Origin of the sequence: Bradyrhizobium sp. CIAT3101 (assembly GCF_029714945.1) — a bacterium.
Taxonomy (GTDB): Bacteria; Pseudomonadota; Alphaproteobacteria; order Rhizobiales; family Xanthobacteraceae; genus Bradyrhizobium.
Genome location: NZ_CP121634.1, coordinates 819,708 through 837,080, shown reverse-complemented (window position 1 = coordinate 837,080; position 17,373 = coordinate 819,708). Strand labels below are relative to the sequence as shown.

Sequence of the window (17,373 nt, the reverse complement as noted above, 5' to 3'; positions counted from 1 at the left end):
CAGGTCGCCCCCTACTTCGCCTTGGCCGGTATCGGCTTCGGTGGCAGCACTTGCGCCCATTCCTTGTCGGCACGGGGACCATTGAGATCGCCGGTGAGGCCGATCAGCTGACCGGGCTGGGCGTCGAGGGTCTGCTGCCAGGTCTGGGTCTGGCACAACAGCTTGATCAGGCAGCCCTTGAGCTTGAGGCGGTCGGCGGATTCGCGCCACAGCGAGACCGAATAGAACTTGCCGTCCTCGGCATTGTAGATGTCGCCGGCGAACCGGCCATCGGATGTCGCCTGCAGGCCCATGATCAGCTGGTGGCCGAGCAGCGCGCGGGCGCGCTTGTCGGGGTCGGGATTTTCCTTGTCGCGATAAGGCTGTCCGCGCTTGTCGGCCGGCTCCTTCATCCAGACGATGAAGCCGCAGATGCGGTCGCGCGACGGGCCGCAGCGCTCGAGCCTGATGCGGGCGCGGCCATCCTCGACGAGCCAGGTGCCGCTGGGGTCGTTGGGCGGGACGGCGCCGACGCGACCGCCGAGGACCATCATCACGATGGTGACGGCGACGCGCAGCACGAAGCGAATCAGAAAATTCATCAGCGGCACCTTTCGTTCGGAAGATTGCGGCGTCAGTTCAATTGCGCCATCAGCGCATCGGCGCCCTTGTCGACGCCGGCATTGGCGGCCGCGAGCGCGCCGACGCTGGCCTTGATGTCGTAGGCGCCCGGGTATTGCTTGGTGACGTAGGCGCTGATCAGGCGTGAAGTCGACGCATCGAAGATCTCGACGCCATAGATGACCGATCCGGTCATCATGCCCTCGCCGTCGCGCGCCGCCTGCACGCCGTTGTAGACCGCACCGGCCATATCGAAGCGGGAGAGCGTGCCGAGCACCGGCGTGTTGGCGACGGCGCCGGTCAGCGTTAGCCGGATCCGCAGCGTGTTCGGGGCGCGCTCGCGCACCAGCATGAAGCGGCCACGCAGTCTCTCAGCGAAGCGGGTCTGCATGTAGGCGGCGAGCGTCGCCTTGTCCTGGTCGGACATGTCGCCGAACTGATGATCCTTGCCGCGATAGACCACGACGGGTTCGAGGATCACTTTATTATAGGCACGCCAGTCGACCGGCGTGGAATAGCGGTAAGGCACGCGGCCGGATGCGTCCGACTTGTCCGGCGCCATATAGGCCGAGGACGCCATCTCCGCATAGGGCACGGGCGCGACCGAGGCGCAGCCTGTCACGGCCGCCCCAAGCATCAGCGTTCCCAGACCGCGCAGGGCGATCGAGCGATCCATTCCAGACTCCTCTTGCGGCTTGTCGAACGGCAAAGGCGACCGCAGCCGCGTGCGGGACCAGACGCGGCTGCGGCGCTCACCTTTGCCAACCCAAGGCATCGTCCGGGGCCAATTCAGAAGCCTTGGGCCGTCTCAGTGCTTGGAGTTATAAAACCGACCAGTTGGTTTGTAAAGTCTAGAAATAGTGAGCTGGCGCATTTGGCCGCAGGCGCGGCTTTGTGCAGACAACGATTGGATTTTGTTAACGACGAATCAGGCCCGTTTGCGCGGATTTGCGGCCTTTGCCGCTCCGGACTTGGCGCTGCGTGTGGCAGCCGGCTGTTCGAGGCCAGTCCATTGCGCATCATCCAGCAGACGCGCGAACAGGCGCCTGTGTTCGTCCGCGCTCAGCGGCGACATGCCGAACAGATTGCTCAGAAGCAGCCCGCGCGCGGCCGCCCAACGCAACATCGCGAGATCTGGGTCGGTCGCCTCCGCCTTGATGGCCGCGACCCGCTTCATTTCGCGATCGCGCGGCAGTGACATCAGGCCGGGGTTCTCGACCATGGCCGCGACCAACGCCAGCGCGACCGAATTCACGGACAACGCCGCCTCGCGCACGGTGGCGAGCTCGGTCGCCAGTTCCGGCGTGGCCGAGGTCGTGCTCACCTTCGCCATGACCCCTTTCGAGAACTCCTCGAAATGCACCATCTGCCGCTCGAGCAGCGCCTTCAGCACCGCTTCCTTGGTGCGGAATTGATGCATCACGCCGCCCTTGCTCAGGCCGCTCTCGCGCGCGATCGCGTCGAGCGTCAGCCGGCCGGGTCCGTCGCGCGCAATGATCGCGATGGCCGCTTCGAGCGCGGCATTGCGGGATCGTTCGGAACGGCTGGCATTGTCCATGGGCCGACTTGTCTCCGTGACAAGGCAATGAATCAAGTGAAAACAGGACGCGCTGTACATTTTTTGTGCGAACGGTGTCGAGACTTTCATCTTGCGGCGCGGAAGGGGACCGTGTGAGCCTCGCGCCCGGATGGGGACTGGGATGGGTCAGCCGTCGCTTTGCGCGCGAGGACGTCGCAAAGCGGTGACGGCTGGTCTCGCTTGAGAAAGATACGAGATGTCGAAACGCGTGTTGCTTGGTCTCCTCCTGGCTTGCGGCCTCACGGCCTCGGCATTGGCGCAAGAGCCGAAGACGGGAGGCGTGATCAATGCGGTGATCCAGCCCGAGCCGCCCGGCCTGATGCTTGCAATGATCCAGAACGGTCCGACCCAGATGGTGTCGGGCAACATCTTCGAAGGCCTGCTGCGCTACAGCCCCAAGCTCGACCCGCTTCCGGAGCTCGCCGAGAGCTGGAGCGTCAGCGAGGACGCCAAGACCTACACGTTCAAGCTCAGGAAGGGGGTCACCTGGCACGACGGCAAGCCCTTCACCGCGGCCGACGTGCTGTTCTCGGTCGAGATGCTGAAGCAGACCCACGCGCGTGCGCGCAACAACCTCGCGCAGGTCGACAAGGTCGAGGCGCCCGACGATTACACGGTCGTCTTCACGCTGAAGCAGCCGTTCGGCCCGTTCCTCGGCATTTTCGAGGTCGGCTCGATGCCGATGGTGCCGAAGCATCTCTATGAAGGCACCGATTGGAAGACCAACCCCTACAACAACGCGCCGGTCGGCACCGGCCCCTTCATGTTCAAGGAATGGCAGAAGGGCTCGTTCATTCGGCTGGTCAAGAACCCGAACTATTACGAGAAGGGTAAGCCCTATCTCGACGAGATCTACTGGCAGATCATCCCCGATGCCGCCGCGCGTTCGGTGGCCTACGAGACCGGCAAGGTCGACGTACTGCCCGGCGGCTCGGTCGAGAATTTCGACGTGCCGCGACTGTCCAAGCTGAAGGACACCTGCGTCACCGGCGCGGGCTGGGAGTTCTTCTCGCCACTGGCCTGGCTGTGGTTGAACAACCGCCAGGGCCCGCTCGCCGATAAGCGCGTGCGGCAGGCGATCATGTACGCGATCGACCGCGATTTCGCCAAGGACGTGATCTGGAACGGGCTCGGCAAGGTCGCGACCGGTCCGTCCGCCTCGACCATCAAATACTACACCGACGACGTGCCGAAATACGCCTACGACCCGGCCAAGGCCAAGGCGCTGCTGAAGGAAGCCGGCTACAAGGGCGAGAAGATCCGCATCCTGCCGCTCGCCTATGGCGAGACCTGGCAGCGCTGGGGTGAAGCCGTGAAGCAGAACCTCATGGACGTCGGCATGAACATCGAGACGATCTCGACCGACGTTGCCGGCGGCAACCAGAAGATCGGCGACTGGGATTACGACATCGCCTTCACTTATCTCTACCAGTACGGCGATCCCGCCCTCGGCGTCGGCCGCAACTACGTCTCCAGCGCGATCGCCAAGGGCCAGGTGTTCAACAACGTCGAGGGTTACTCCAATCCGGAGATCGACAAGCTGTTCGCCGACGGCGCGGTCGCAACGCCCGACTCCAAGCGCAAGGAGATCTACGAGAAGGCGCAGAAGATCCTGGTCGAGGACGTGCCGGTAGCCTGGATGCTCGAGCTGCAATTCCCGACCATCATGCGCTGCAAGGTCAAGAACCTGATCACCACCGGGATCGGCGTCAATGACGGCTTCAAGGACGCATGGCTCGACAAGTGATGGGGCTCGCTGAGGCATCGGCGGTGCCCACCTCTCCCATAGGGAGAGGTCGGGTCGCATCGATAGATGCGATCCGGGTGAGGGGTTTCGCCCTCTCTTGGCACCTGCGCCCCCTCACCCGCGCCTTCGGCGCGACCTCTCCCCGTTGGGGAGAGGTGTACCGCGACGCGAGAACACCTCAACCAATTGGCATTCGAGTCTAGATGCTCTCCTTCGTCGCTCAGCGTGTCGTGAAAGGCGTGATCGTCCTGCTCGCGATCGTCGTCCTCAATTTCTTCCTGATCCGGCTCGCACCCGGCGATCCCGCCGTCGTGATGGCGGGCGAGGCCGGCGCCAGCGATCAGGTCTTCGTCCAGCAGCTTCGGGAAAAGTTCGGCCTCGACAAGCCGCTGCCGGAGCAGCTCCTCATCTACGTCAAGGGCATCGCGACCCTCGACCTCGGCTTCTCCTTCCGCCAGCAGGCGCCGGTGTCGAAGCTGATCCTCGAGCGACTGCCGGCAACGCTGCTATTAACGCTGACCGCGTTTGCGATCTCGCTCGCGCTCGGTGTCCTGTTCGGCACCTTCGCCGCGCGCTTCGCCGGGACCTTCCTCGACACCGCCATCACCATCTTCGCGCTGATCTTCTACGCTATGCCGATCTTCTGGGTGGCGCTGATGGGCATCCTGCTGTTCTCGGTCACGGTCGATTGGCTGCCGAGCTTCGGTTACGAGACGGTCGGCGCCAACCTCACCGGCTTTGCCCATGTGGTCGACGTCGCAAAACACCTGATCATGCCGGCAATGACGCTCGGCCTGTTCTTCATGGCGACCTACACCCGCATGACGCGCGCCTCGATGCTGGAGGTGAAGCGGCTCGACTTCGTCAAGACCGCACGCGCCAAGGGCCTGTCCGACGGCGTGATCCAGCGCCGCCACGTGCTGCGCAACGCGCTGCTGCCCGTCGTGACGCTCGCCGGCGTGCATGCCGGCACGCTGATCGGCGGCGCCGTCATCACCGAGACCGTGTTCGCCTGGCCCGGCATCGGCCGGCTGATGTACGACGCGCTGCTGCAGCGCGACTACAATCTGCTGCTCGGCGTCTTCGTGACCTGCTCGGTCATGGTGCTGATCTTCAACCTCATCACCGACCTCGTCTATCGCCTGGTCGACCCACGCATCGAATTCGCCGCATGAAACAGTTCTGGAAATCGATGCTGAAGAGCCCGAGCGGCGTCATCGGGCTCGTCATCCTCCTGCTTGCCATCTCGGTTGCGGTGTTCGGGCCGTTGCTGTTCCCGAACTCACCCTGGCGCATGGTGCAGCGACCGTTCCTGCCGCCGTTCACGCTCTCGACCGTGCCGCTCGGCACCGACGCACTCGGCCGCGACGTGTTCGCCGGCATGATTTTTGGCGCACGCGTCTCGCTGCTGGTCGGCCTCGTCTCGACCCTGGTCGCACTCGTCGTCGGCGTTCCCATTGGCGCCATGGCCGGCTATTTCGGCGGCAAGGTCGACGATGCGCTGATGCGCTTCACCGAGTTCTTCCAGACCATTCCGAGTTTTGCGCTCGCGATCGTGCTGGTCGCGATCCTGCAGCCGTCGATCTATTCGATCGTGGCCTCGATCGCCGTGGTGAGCTGGCCGCCGGTCGCGCGCCTCGTCCGCGGCGAGGTGCTGTCGCTGCGAACGCGCGAATATGTCCAGGCCGCCGTGGTCACCGGACAGAGCAACACCTGGATCATCCTGCGCGAGATCCTGCCGAACGCACTGTCCCCGGTGATCGTGCTGGCCTCGCTGATGGTGGCGACCGCGATCCTGCTGGAATCCTCGTTGTCCTTCCTCGGCCTCGGCGATCCCAATCTGATCTCCTGGGGCTACATGGTCGGCGCCGGCCGCACCGTGATCCGCCAGGCCTGGTGGATCACCGTGTTTCCGGGCGTCGCGATCCTGATCTCGGTGCTCGGGCTGAACCTGATCGGCGAAGGCCTCAACGACGCGCTCAATCCGCGCCTGTCGCGGGAAGGACGCTGACGATGACCGCTCCGCCCGCCGTCTCCATCAAGAACTTGCGGATCGCGCTGCCCAAGGGCGCCGAGCGCCCCTTTGCCGTCGACGGCGTGTCGCTCGACCTTCGGCCCGGCAAGATCGTCTGCGTCGTCGGCGAATCCGGCTCCGGCAAGTCCATGTGCGCGCATGCGCTGATGGGTCTGCTGCCCGACACGGTGTCAGTCGCCTCCGGCGAGATCCAGTTCGAAGGCCGTGACCTGCTCAAGCTCGACGACGATGGATGGCGCGACCTGCGCGGCCGCCGGCTCGCGATGATCTTCCAGGAGCCGATGACGGCGCTCAATCCCCTGATGCGGATCGGCGACCAGATGGCCGAGATGTTCGAGGCCCACGGCCTGCTGACGCCCCGGGAACGGCGCGCAAAGGCGCTGTCGCTGGCGCGCGAGGTGGGCCTGCCTGACCCCGAACGCATCGTGCGCGCCTATCCGCACCAGCTCTCCGGCGGTCAGCGCCAGCGCGCCATGATCGCGATGGCGCTCGCGCTCGAGCCGGCCGTGCTGGTCGCCGACGAGCCGACCACCGCGCTCGACGTCACCACGCAGGCGCAGATCCTGAAGCTGATCCGCAACCTCCAGCGCAATCGCAACATGGCGGTGATGTTCATCACCCATGATTTTGGTGTCGTCGCCGACATCGCCGATCAGGTCGTGGTGCTCCGCCACGGCAAGGTTGTGGAGGAAGGCCCTGCCGCGACCGTCTTCAATGAGCCACAGCACGATTACACCAAGGCGCTGCTCGCCGCCGTGCCGTCGATGCACCCGCCGGCGCGGGCGCCACTGGACGATCAGGCCAGAGCGGTCGAGGTGATCGGGCTGGACAAGACCTACGTCACATCCGGTGGCTGGTTTCGCGAGGACCGTCGCGTCGATGCCGCGCGCGCGGTGAACTTCAACATCCTCAAAGGCGAGACGCTCGGCCTCGTCGGCGAATCCGGCTCCGGCAAATCGTCGGTGGCGCGCCTCGTCATGCGGCTGATCGAGGCCGATCGCGGCACGGTGCGGATCGGCGATACGGATCTCACGCAGCTCGCTGGCAAGGCGCTGCGCGCCGAGCGCCATCGCATCCAGATGATTTTTCAGGATCCGTTCGCCTCGCTCAATCCGCGCCGCAAGATCGGCCACATCATCGCCGACGGCCCGATCGCGGCTGGCACCGAGCCGAAAGTGGCATTCGATCGCGCGCGCGATCTCCTCAAGATGGTCGGATTGGACGCCGGCGCGCTCGAGCGCTATCCGCATGAATTTTCCGGCGGCCAGCGCCAGCGCATCGGCATTGCGCGCGCGCTTGCGCTCGAGCCCGAAATCATTGTCGCTGACGAAGCCGTGTCTGCGCTCGATGTCTCCGTGCAGGCGCAGGTGCTGCGGCTGCTCGAAGATCTCAAGGCGCGGCTCGGCCTTTCGATGCTGTTCATCACCCACGACCTGCGCGTGGCCGCCCAGATCTGCGACCGCATCGCGGTGATGCAGCGCGGCGCCATCGTCGAGCTGAAGCCGACCGCGCAGCTGTTTGCCGCGCCGGAGCATCCCTATACACGCGAGCTGCTCGCGGCCGTGCCGGGACAGAAGGAACGTGCGCCGGCGGCGTGAGGCGACAGATCGCGACTATCGCCTCGCCGGAGGGTTCGTGTTGTTCCAGGTGGGGACCGAGTTCGTCACGCCGACAGACGGCTGGGTCGACGTTCCGATCGATGGCGCGGTGACCGTCCCGACAGTTTGTCCCGAACTTCCATAGGTGCCTTGATTTGCCGGCACGCCCGGGCTCAAGCGCGTGCTGCTTTGTGCCCCTGCCGACGATTGGGCGCTTGCGGCGAGCGGCACAGCCGCCAATCCGAGGGTGACAAGTGTGGCGAAGGCGCGTCTTGTTTTTGCCATGACTGATCCTTTCGAGCGCTGTCACTCAGTCGCGCCAGCCGTTCGTCAGGTCGAACCGCTCGTGCACTGAACGACCTTTACAACTCCACGCGCGCGAAAATGTGCCGCGGCACGTCGGCGCGCGGGACTCATCCTGCATCACGATGCTGCGAAACGGCCTCCCATCAGGTCGACGCGCCGCTGCGGTATTCCCTTCCGCTCAGGAACGGGATTGTCACGGGCTTTTTATCCCTTGTGAACGCCTGCACGGCTGCAACGACGAAGCCGGCACACCATATCGGGATGGAATGATTTCCATCATCTGATGGTGGATCGAGGATCCATTTGGAGGCCGCCATGGGCGAGGTTATTCAGTTTGTCTCGAAATCAGAACGCGAGCGCATTCGCCTGATTCAGGAGGCGCGCGCGATTTACGACAGCATTTTCCCGCCGGCCGATCCAAGCGGCGAGCAGTCGAGCGGAGCCAATGCGCGTCAGAGCGACAGAGGCAACCTCGCATGATCAAGATCATCGCCGTGCTCTGCAGCCTCGCCTCTCCTTCGAATTGCCACGAGCAGCTCGTCACCAGCTCCGACTTTGCACAGGTCTCGGTGCAGTCCTGCCTGATGGGCGCGCCGCAGCTCGCCGAATGGATGAACCAGCATCCGGCAGAGCGCCTGGCGGCCTGGCGCTGCGTGATCGGTCAGCAGAACGGCCGCGGAATTTAGCGGCACAAGGCCGCCCGTTCGGGGCGGCGCGGTCCGGTTGAGCCGTGACGAGCAGGCGTCGCCAAGCTAGAGTGGCGATGCTGCTTGGCAAAGGGGGACACCGGATGGAGGTCGCCAGCCTCGTTCTTCCCGTCTTCGCGATCATCGTCACCGGCTGGTTCGCCGGCGAGTTCGGCTATCTGTCCCGTTCACTCGCCGACGCGCTGGTGCACTTCGCCTACAACGTCGCGATGCCGGCGCTGCTGATCGTCACGATCGCGCAGGAGCCGGCTCGCAATCTGCTGGAATGGCGTTTCCTGCTCGCGTTCGGCGGCGGCTCGCTCATCTGCTTCGCATTGGTCTTCCTGGCGGTTCGCGTTGGCGGAAAGCACGATCTCGCCAGCAGCACGATCCACGGCATGGCGGCGGCGATGACCAATACAGGCTTCGTGGCGCTGCCGATCCTGCATGCGATCTACGGCCAGCCCGCCGTCTTGCCGGCTGCCGTGGCGACGGTGTTCGTTGCTGCCGTGATGTTTCCGATCACGGTCATCCTGCTCGAAAGGGATGCGCGCGGACCTGCGCAGTCCGCGGGGCTGGTGAAGCAGATCCTGCTCAATCCGATGGTCCTGTCGACGCTCATTGGTCTCGTCTGGGCGATCACGGGCCTGCCGATTCCCGCGGCCGTCGCGGCCTATCTGAACATCATCGCCGCGGCACTCACGCCTTGCGCGCTGTTTGCCATCGGCCTCGGCCTGTCGGTCGAAGGCCTGAGGTCGAACCTCGGGGCATCTTTTGCGCTCGCGGCCGTGAAGCTGGTGTTGATGCCGCTGCTCGTCTACGGACTTTGCGTGATCATCGGCCTCAATCCGCTCTACACCGTCGCCGCCGTCATCTGCGCGGCCGTGCCGACGGCGAAAACCGTCTACGTGCTGTCGCATGAACACAAGGTCGAAGAAAAACTGGTCGCAGCCACGGTCTCGGTGACGACAATGCTGTCGGTCGCGACCCTGCTGGTTGCGCTGTATCTGCTCTCCGGTCTCGCGACCGTCACGCACTGAAGGGGGCTTTTGACTCGTACAATCCCCTCATCATATGATCTTTGTCATCTCATAGAGCTTTCCGGGGGTAGTGATGGTCGACGGCAGTTCCGGCAAGCAGGCACCCGAATTCGGCGTCGTGCCCCTTGAGGTGATGGCGTCGATGCCGGGGCTCGATTTCGTCCGCGCGATCTTCGCACGGCAATTGCCGGAGCCGCCGATCATGCAGACGGTCGAGCCGTTCGACTGCACGGCCGAGCCGGGCGTCGTGGTGATCCACAGCGTGCCGGGCCTGCGGCATTACAATCCGATCGGCTCGGTTCATGGCGGCTATGCCGCGATCCTGCTGGATTCCGCGATGGGCCTGGCGGTGCAGAGCACGCTGCCGGCGGGCACCGGCTACACCACGCTGGAATTCAAGATATCGTTCGTACGCGGCATGAGCGAAGCGAGCGGCACCGTCCGCACCGAAGGCCGCGTACTCAACGCCGGCCGCCGCGTCGCCACCGCCGAAGCGCGCATCACCGATGCGAAGGGCCGGCTGGTCGCGCATGCGACAACGACCTGCCTGGTGTTTCCGATCGGCGGCGCGGAAGCCTGACGCGCGCGACGACCGCCTCGCGCCTCACTTCGGATTGGTATTGCTCCAGGTCGGAACGGCATTGGTCACGCCGACCGACGGCCAATTGTAGGTTCCGATCGAGGGCGCCGTCACCGTCCCGACAGACTGACCGGAGGTCCCGTAATACGTCCTCGGCTGCACCGCGGTCGCTCCGGCGCCGCCATAGCTCGGCGCCATCACGCTCGTGGTGGTATGTCGGCTCGACCTGTGCTTCTTCGCTTCCGCCGCGAACGGCGTGGCAAGCAGTCCGGTCGTGACGAGTGCGGCAATGACGAGCCTGGTCGTTGTCATGACTGATCCCTTCATGCGCTGCGGGCCTGTTGAGCCATGTGTTCATTCATTGAAGAATTCCCAGAGGCTTCCGTTCATAACTCCGTGTGCGCGGAGACATGCCGGAGGCGCCATGTCGCCACACGATCAGCGCCGCTTGGGCCGGCACGCCGCCCGGCCGTGGCGCTCCTTCACGGTCGCGACGGAATGCATCAGCTCCTTGAAGGCGATAATCGCCTTGTCTAGTCCAAGCGCATGTTCAGGGTGCGCCTCCAGATGCTCGATGACCGCGAGCAGCGCATCCGCGACCTGGCCGATCTGCTTGCCGTAGCTCGCGACATCGGACAGCACGTCCTTCTCGACCTCGGGCGCCGAGGATTGCCCGACAGTGATGTTGACGAGACCGAACTGGCCGCCGGTAGGACTGAAGAACGACGGGTAGATGGACTGAACGACGTCTCCCGACAGGGGCAGCTTGAACACGGGCATGGGACATCCCTCGTTGACGCTGGACCGGCGCGGAGACACTAGCACAATCATGGCTGCCTTCGGATGGACCCGAATCAGCGCTAGTGCATTGGCTTCAGCCACTCTTCCGAATGCGATCAACATGACCGGCCCCGAACTGAAGCAACTCCGCGCCGACCTCTCCGACGCCATCGAACGCAAGCTCACCGCCGCCGACATGGCGAAACTGTGCGCCTTGCCGGAGAAGGGCGGCGCCGACACGATCCGGCGCTGGGAGGTGAGCGGGCCGACGCTGGCCGCGACCAAGGTGTTGCGCGTGCTCGCGATGGCGAGCGAGCGCTATCCGATCCTGGAGAAGTTCGACATCTTCGATCGCCACGACGTGCGCGTGGAAGACCGGCCGGCGAAGCGCGCGGCCTTCCGCGCGCAGATGCGCGACGAGGTGCTGCGGCGTCTTGGTTAACGAGACGCGCACGGAGGTTACCGCAACTCGCGCGAATTAAGCCTTCCTTCACCACTTCTTAAGCCGGCATTAATCACGAAAATCATTTAGCGCCCAATAAGTTAGGTTGGGCGTCGCTGTGCCATGCATGTGACAGCATTTTCGTCAAAAGGAAGCTATCTGCAAAACCAACGCGGCGCGGACAGCGCGCCTGCTGGGGACCTGAGTGTTGGAGTTCAAGACGATGAAGAAGATTCTGTTTGCGACCGTTGCGCTGCTCGCATTGAGCGCGGCTGCGCCGGCCCTCGGTGCCGATCTCGGCGCCCGCCCCTATTACAACAAGGCGCCGGCCTATGCCGCGCCGATCTACAACTGGACCGGCTTCTATATCGGCGCGCATCTCGGCGGCGCGTTCTCGAGCGACAACAATTTCAACGGCCTCTCCACCGGCAACAACGGCAACGGCCGTTTCCTCGGTGGTCTGCAGGCTGGCGCAGACTGGCAGTTCAACCCGAACTTCGTGGTCGGTGCTGAAGCCCAGTACTCCTGGCTCTCCGGCAGCGTCGGCGCGGTGTTCCCGGGCGGCGTGGCCTACACCAACGACCAGCGCGGCCTCGGTTCGATCACCGGTCGCGTCGGCTACACCTGGGGCCCCGGCCTGCTCTACGTAAAGGGCGGCTACGCCTATTCCGACAACAACGAGAAGGTGACGGTGGGCGGCGTGCCGACCGGCTTCATCATCTCCGGCGATCACCGCAACGGCTACACCGTCGGCGCCGGCCTCGAATACATGTTCGCGCCGAACTGGTCGGCCAAGGCCGAGTACCAGTACTACAATTTCGGCGACGCGCATTTCACCGCGGGTCCGCTGGTCGGCACCGGCAACTTCACCACCGACGACCACACCTTCAAGGCGGGCGTGAACTATCGCTTCAACTGGGCGAGCCCGATGGTCGCGCGCTACTGATCGCGCCTGACACGATCCTTTCGCATCAAGGGCCGGCAGCACTGCCGGCCCTTTCTTTTCGCTGTGCGGAACTAGCCAACCAATTGTGCAACTTGCGATTTTTTAACCCGCACCAAGGATACTCCGCGGCGAAAACATAAGAGTAAGGGCGTGGGGGAATTTTCGATGGCGATCCGACTCAGCGTGGGCCGTTTCAAACCTCGTTTCAAAATGCCGAAATGGGGCCTGCGCGGCAGCCTGTTCGCGGCATTCGCCGTGATCGCGGGCATGGGCCTGTTGATCGCAGCGGGCGCCGGCTTCGTGTTCAACCATCTCGGCTCGACCATGATGGATCTCAGCGGCCGCGACATCCCGCGCCTCTCCGCCAGCCTTCAGCTCGCCTCGCAGAGCGCGACACTGGCAGCGCAAGGACCCGGCCTGCTCGCCTCGCCCTCCGACGAGGCGCTGGCCGAGCGCACCAAGAAGGTTCAGGAAATCCAGCAACAGGCCATGGCCAAGGTCGGCGAGATCATCGAGCTCGGCGCCGACAAGCAGGTCGCCAGCGCGCTCGGCGAAACCGTCAAGAGCATCGATGAAGCCACCAAGAGCCTGGTGTCGGCGGCGAAGGAGCGCCTCGACACGATTGCGCTGCATGACAAGCAATACGACGCGCTACGCAAGGCGCAGCTCGCCTTCGTCGGCGCAGCCAACCCCGCAATGCTGGATACCCAGACACGGCTGAGCGCAATCCTGGCATCGACGAACGTGTCGGCAGACGATGCCATGGAGGCCGTCCGCTCCGTTGGTCAGATCAGCACGGTGCTTGCCAACGGAAATCTGATGGCCGCTGACATGATGGCCGCGTTGTCCGCGAACTCCAGCGACACGCTGGAGACGATCGAACACGAATTCAAGGCGGTCCGCGACCGCGTCAAGTGGAACCTGGAGGACCTGCCCGACAATCCCGCAACCACTGCGGTGAAGGTCGCAATGCAGAAGCTGCAGACGTTCGGCGAAGGCAAGACGGGCGTGTTCAAGCTCCGTCAGAAGGAGCTCGACTCCATCGACTACGGCCAGACCATCCTGGACGAGACCCGCAAGCTCAATGTCGGCCTCGGCATCAGCGTGCAGGCGCTCGTCGACGGCGTGCAGAAGGAGACCAACGCGTCGACCTTCCAGGCGCGCCAGGAGATCTCGCTCGCCACGACCGCAATGCTGGCGCTCGGCGGGCTCACACTGATCGGCTCGGCGCTGTTCGTCTGGCTCTATGTCGGCCGCAACATCCTGCGCCGCATCCGTGAGCTCCAGCGCGCCATGCAGCTGCTCTCGGCCGGCGACCTCGACACCGAGATCGTCCGTTCCCGGCAGAACGACGAGATCGGCGCGATGAAGGAAACGCTGACGGTGTTCCGCGACAGCATGATCGAAGCCCGGGCGCTTGCGAGCGATCAGGACAAGGATCGTGTCGTCAAGGCGGAGCGTGCCGCGCACATGGAGGCGAAGATCGCGGAGTTCGAGGGCACGGTGCGCAGCGCGCTCGACAATCTCGCGCAATCGGCCAATTCGATGCAGACGACGGCGCAAAGCATGTCGACCACCGCGGATCAGTCCAACGCGCTGGTGAACGCGGTCGCTTCCGCCGCCGAGGAAACCTCGGTCAACGTGCAGACGGTATCGTCGGGCACCGAGCAGTTGTCGTCCTCGATCGAGGAGATCAGCAAGCAGGTCGTCACCTCGGCTGCGATCGCCAAGAAGGCGGTGGATGAGGCCGGCGCCACCGACACCACGGTGCAGAGCCTTGCCGACAGTGCGAGCCGCATCAGCGTCGTGGTCGACCTGATCCAGACGATTGCGTCGCAGACCAATCTGCTCGCGCTCAACGCCACCATCGAGGCGGCGCGCGCGGGCGAGGCCGGCCGCGGCTTTGCGGTGGTTGCCTCCGAGGTGAAGAGCCTCGCCAGCCAGACCGCGAAGGCGACGGAGGAGATCCGCACCCAGATCGCCAGCATGCAGCAGGTCACGACCTCGGCTGTCGGCGCGATCCAGGGCATCGGCCGGATCATCGGCGAGATCAACGACGTCACCACGACCATCGCGGCTGCGGTCGAGGAACAGGGTGCAGCGACCCGCGAGATCGCCCGCAACATCCAGCATGCAGCCGGCGGCACCAGCGAGGTCTCCAGCAATATCGTCGGCGTCTCCACGGCCTCGGCCGAGGCCGGCGCCGCAGCGACCGAGGTGCTGAGCGCATCGGATGCCCTCCGCCGCGAAGCCGATATGCTGCGCGGAGAGATCGACGCGTTCCTCAACAACATGCGGGCGGCGTAAGGACGCCGTCCCGTAGCCCGGATTTCGCTGCGCTCTATCCGGGCTACGGAATACGGCCGGAATGACCGCTATGCGGCGACCGGCTGGCCTCGTTTTCGGCTGGCGCGGCGCCCGCGCTGGGTTTAAGCCGGTAGCATGAACGCAAAAACCGACATCGTGCAGTCTTCCGCCGAGGCCCTCCGCTATCCCTGGGACCAGCATCCCGGCCCCGAAGAGGTCGTGGAGGTCAGGCCCGGCGTGTTGTGGGCGCGGCTGAAGCTGCCGTTCCGCCTCAACCATGTGAACATCTATCTGCTCGCCGACGGCGACGGCTATGCGATGATCGATGCCGGCTTCGGCAACGAGGAGACGATCGAGGCCTGGACGAAACTGTTCGAAGGCCCGCTAAAGGGCGTCAACATCACGCGCCTGATCGTCACCCACTCGCACCCCGATCATGTCGGCCTTGCAGGCTGGATCGTCGAGCGGTTCAACTGTCCGCTGGTGATGTCGCAGGTCGAATATCTGCAATCGGTCTATCATCAGAACCGCGGCACCGAAGAGCGGCGCGAAGCGCAGCGGCTGTTCTTCCGTCGCCATGGCATGGACGAGTCGCTCACCGAAAAACTGCTCGGCCGCGGCCAGGATTATCTCAAGCGCGTCTCGGTACTGCCGCCGTCCTACCGCCGCATCTCGCATGGCGACGAGGTCGTGATCGGCACGCGCCGCTTCAAGGTGATCACCGGCGGCGGCCATGCGCTCGACCAGGTGATGCTGTATTGCGCCGACGACAAGCTGTTTCTGTCCGCCGACCAGGTGCTGAGCAAGATCTCCCCGAACGTCAGCGTGTGGGCCGTCGAGCCCGACCAGAATTCGCTCGGCGAATATCTGGCGTCGCTCGCAAGCCTCACCACCACCCTGCCCTATGATTTGCTGGTGCTGCCCGGCCACGGCGTGCCGTTCTACGGACTGAAGACCCGCATCAAGCAGCTCGCCGACCACCACGAGGAGCGCTGCCGCCTGATCGCGGAAGCCTGTCGCGAGGTGCCGCAGACCTCGCGCGCCCTGGTGCCTGTCGTCTTCAACAAGCACGTGCTGGACGAGCACCAGATGGGCTTTGCCGCCGGCGAGCTCGTCGCCCACGTCAACTACATGATCGTCGAGGGCCGGCTGACGGCCGAGACCAAGGACGGCGTGCTCCAGTTCCGGACGACGTGACAGCAAGTGCCGGTTAACACCCGCATTTCGGCGAATGGTGCAGAGCAGCATCAAGCTCGCGCGGACTTGATCGGGATCAAGATTCAAATCGCACGATAGGGCATTTTGCCCAAATGCCCCTCACGCCCAAATGTGGGATAGCGCATAGACACTAGAGCTGGAAAAGCTCTAAGTAGATGCGCCCTTTTGGTCAGTTCCGTCTCAGGTTGCACCGATGGATTACGCTCAATTCTTCAATTCCGCCCTTGATCGCCTCCATACCGAGCGCCGCTATCGCGTGTTCGCCGACCTGGAACGCACGGCCGGCCGGTTCCCGCATGCGGTCTGGCACTCGCCGAAGGGCAAGCGCGACGTCGTGATCTGGTGTTCCAACGATTACCTCGGCATGGGCCAGCACCCGAAGGTGGTCGGCGCCATGGTCGAGACCGCAACCCGCGTCGGCACCGGGGCAGGCGGCACCCGCAACATCGCCGGCACGCATCATCCGCTGGTGCAGCTCGAGGCCGAGCTCGCCGACCTCCACGGCAAGGAAGCGGCGCTGCTGTTCACCTCGGGCTATGTCTCGAACCAGACCGGCATCGCCACCATCGCAAAGCTCATTCCGAACTGCCTGATCCTGTCGGACGAGCTCAACCACAATTCGATGATCGAGGGCATCCGCCAGTCCGGCTGCGAGCGGCAAGTGTTCCGCCACAACGATCTCGCCGATCTCGAAGCGCTGCTGAAGGCTGCCGGTCCGAACCGGCCGAAGCTGATCGCCTGCGAGAGCCTCTACTCCATGGACGGCGACGTCGCCCCGCTCGCCAAGATCTGCGATCTCGCCGAGAAGTATGGCGCGATGACCTATGTCGACGAAGTCCACGCGGTCGGCATGTACGGCCCGCGCGGCGGCGGCATTGCCGAGCGTGACGGCGTCATGCATCGCATCGACATTCTCGAAGGCACGCTGGCCAAGGCGTTCGGCTGCCTCGGCGGCTACATCGCCGGCAACGGCCATATCATCGACGCCGTGCGCTCCTATGCGCCGGGCTTCATCTTCACCACCGCGCTGCCGCCGGCGATCTGCTCGGCCGCGACCGCCGCGATCAAGCATCTGAAGTCCTCGAGCTGGGAGCGCGAGCGCCACCAGGACCGCGCCGCCCGCGTCAAGGCGATCCTCAATGCCGCCGGCCTGCCGGTGATGTCGAACGACACTCACATCGTGCCGCTGTTCGTCGGCAATCCCGAGAAGTGCAAGCAGGCCTCGGACATGCTGCTTGAGGATCACGGCATTTACATCCAGCCGATCAACTATCCGACCGTCGCCAAGGGCACCGAGCGCCTGCGCATCACGCCCTCGCCCTATCACGACGACGGCCTGATCGATCAGCTCGCCGAAGCCCTGCTGCAAGTGTGGGACCGCCTCGGCCTGCCGCTGCGCGAAAAGTCGCTGGCGGCGGAGTAGGCGTTTCTTCCACCCTCCCCTGGAGGGGGAGGGTCGCTATGCATGTAGCGAAGCGGAATGCGTAGCGGGGTGGGGTGACAGTCCCT

The 17,373-nt window shown here is 64.5% G+C and carries 18 protein-coding genes; 13 read left to right on the top strand and 5 right to left on the bottom strand.

The genetic code is table 11. From position 1 onward, the window contains the following. Positions 1-11: 11 nt before the first annotated feature. The 3 genes from QA645_RS03785 to QA645_RS03775 form a co-directional block, all read right to left on the bottom strand. Positions 12-581 carry a DUF2147 domain-containing protein gene (locus QA645_RS03785; protein WP_254195897.1) on the bottom strand — a complete coding sequence of 190 codons (570 nt, stop codon included), beginning with the start codon at positions 579-581 and terminating at the stop codon, positions 12-14. Positions 582-613: 32 nt separating this feature from the next. After that, a complete protein-coding gene (locus tag QA645_RS03780) occupies positions 614-1,276 on the bottom strand; it encodes a DUF3313 domain-containing protein (protein WP_283048283.1) in 663 nt (220 codons plus the stop codon). 252 nt (positions 1,277-1,528) lie between these two features. Further along, on the bottom strand, positions 1,529-2,158 hold the full coding sequence (locus QA645_RS03775) for a TetR/AcrR family transcriptional regulator (RefSeq protein WP_254134833.1): 630 nt from the start codon (positions 2,156-2,158) through the stop codon (positions 1,529-1,531). Positions 2,159-2,375: 217 nt separating this feature from the next. Here QA645_RS03775 and QA645_RS03770 point away from each other — a divergent pair, with 217 nt between their 5' ends. The 8 genes from QA645_RS03770 (at position 2,376) to QA645_RS03730 (ending at position 10,171) form a co-directional block, all read left to right on the top strand. Then, positions 2,376-3,926 carry an ABC transporter substrate-binding protein gene (locus tag QA645_RS03770; RefSeq protein ID WP_283048280.1) on the top strand — a complete coding sequence of 517 codons (1,551 nt, stop codon included), beginning with the start codon at positions 2,376-2,378 and terminating at the stop codon, positions 3,924-3,926. A 203-nt stretch (positions 3,927-4,129) separates the two neighbouring features. Continuing rightward, on the top strand, positions 4,130-5,101 hold the full coding sequence (locus QA645_RS03765; protein ID WP_283048279.1) for an ABC transporter permease: 972 nt from the start codon (positions 4,130-4,132) through the stop codon (positions 5,099-5,101). Continuing rightward, a complete protein-coding gene (locus QA645_RS03760) occupies positions 5,098-5,937 on the top strand; it encodes an ABC transporter permease (protein ID WP_283048278.1) in 840 nt (279 codons plus the stop codon). Before QA645_RS03765 ends, QA645_RS03760 begins: the two co-directional genes overlap by 4 nt. 2 nt (positions 5,938-5,939) lie before the next feature. Further along, entirely contained in the window at positions 5,940-7,559 is a 1,620-nt protein-coding gene (locus QA645_RS03755) for an ABC transporter ATP-binding protein (protein WP_283048277.1), read from the top strand. Between the two features lie 621 nt (positions 7,560-8,180). Then, complete coding sequence (locus QA645_RS03745; RefSeq protein ID WP_283048273.1) at positions 8,181-8,345, top strand: hypothetical protein; 165 nt, start codon at positions 8,181-8,183, stop codon at positions 8,343-8,345. After that, positions 8,342-8,551, top strand: a complete 210-nt coding sequence (locus tag QA645_RS03740; protein ID WP_212327671.1) for a hypothetical protein — start codon at positions 8,342-8,344, stop codon at positions 8,549-8,551. The genes QA645_RS03745 and QA645_RS03740 overlap by 4 nt, the downstream gene beginning before the upstream one ends. 77 nt (positions 8,552-8,628) lie before the next feature. After that, positions 8,629-9,591: an AEC family transporter gene (locus QA645_RS03735; RefSeq protein ID WP_283048271.1), complete on the top strand. Its 963-nt coding sequence runs from the start codon at positions 8,629-8,631 to the stop codon at positions 9,589-9,591. Between the two features lie 73 nt (positions 9,592-9,664). Then, complete coding sequence (locus QA645_RS03730; RefSeq protein ID WP_283048270.1) at positions 9,665-10,171, top strand: PaaI family thioesterase; 507 nt, start codon at positions 9,665-9,667, stop codon at positions 10,169-10,171. Positions 10,172-10,195: 24 nt separating this feature from the next. On the opposite strand, the gene QA645_RS03725 is transcribed toward QA645_RS03730, so the two are convergent. Together QA645_RS03725 and QA645_RS03720 are read right to left on the bottom strand one after the other, a co-directional pair. Then, positions 10,196-10,483: a hypothetical protein gene (locus tag QA645_RS03725; RefSeq protein WP_254134842.1), complete on the bottom strand. Its 288-nt coding sequence runs from the start codon at positions 10,481-10,483 to the stop codon at positions 10,196-10,198. A 126-nt stretch (positions 10,484-10,609) separates the two neighbouring features. Further along, positions 10,610-10,951, bottom strand: a complete 342-nt coding sequence (locus tag QA645_RS03720) for a hypothetical protein (protein WP_283048268.1) — start codon at positions 10,949-10,951, stop codon at positions 10,610-10,612. Positions 10,952-11,072: 121 nt separating this feature from the next. On the opposite strand from QA645_RS03720, the gene QA645_RS03715 reads away from it, so the two are divergent. From QA645_RS03715 to hemA, 5 genes are all read left to right on the top strand, one after another. Beyond that, a complete protein-coding gene (locus tag QA645_RS03715; protein ID WP_283048267.1) occupies positions 11,073-11,393 on the top strand; it encodes a hypothetical protein in 321 nt (106 codons plus the stop codon). Between the two features lie 223 nt (positions 11,394-11,616). After that, positions 11,617-12,339: an outer membrane protein gene (locus QA645_RS03710; RefSeq protein ID WP_254134845.1), complete on the top strand. Its 723-nt coding sequence runs from the start codon at positions 11,617-11,619 to the stop codon at positions 12,337-12,339. A gap of 165 nt (positions 12,340-12,504) precedes the next feature. Continuing rightward, entirely contained in the window at positions 12,505-14,646 is a 2,142-nt protein-coding gene (locus QA645_RS03705) for a methyl-accepting chemotaxis protein (protein ID WP_283048266.1), read from the top strand. Between the two features lie 135 nt (positions 14,647-14,781). After that, positions 14,782-15,843: an MBL fold metallo-hydrolase gene (locus QA645_RS03700; protein WP_254134847.1), complete on the top strand. Its 1,062-nt coding sequence runs from the start codon at positions 14,782-14,784 to the stop codon at positions 15,841-15,843. A gap of 214 nt (positions 15,844-16,057) precedes the next feature. After that, complete coding sequence (gene hemA / locus QA645_RS03695) at positions 16,058-17,287, top strand: 5-aminolevulinate synthase (RefSeq protein WP_254134848.1); 1,230 nt, start codon at positions 16,058-16,060, stop codon at positions 17,285-17,287. Positions 17,288-17,373 lie beyond the last annotated feature (86 nt).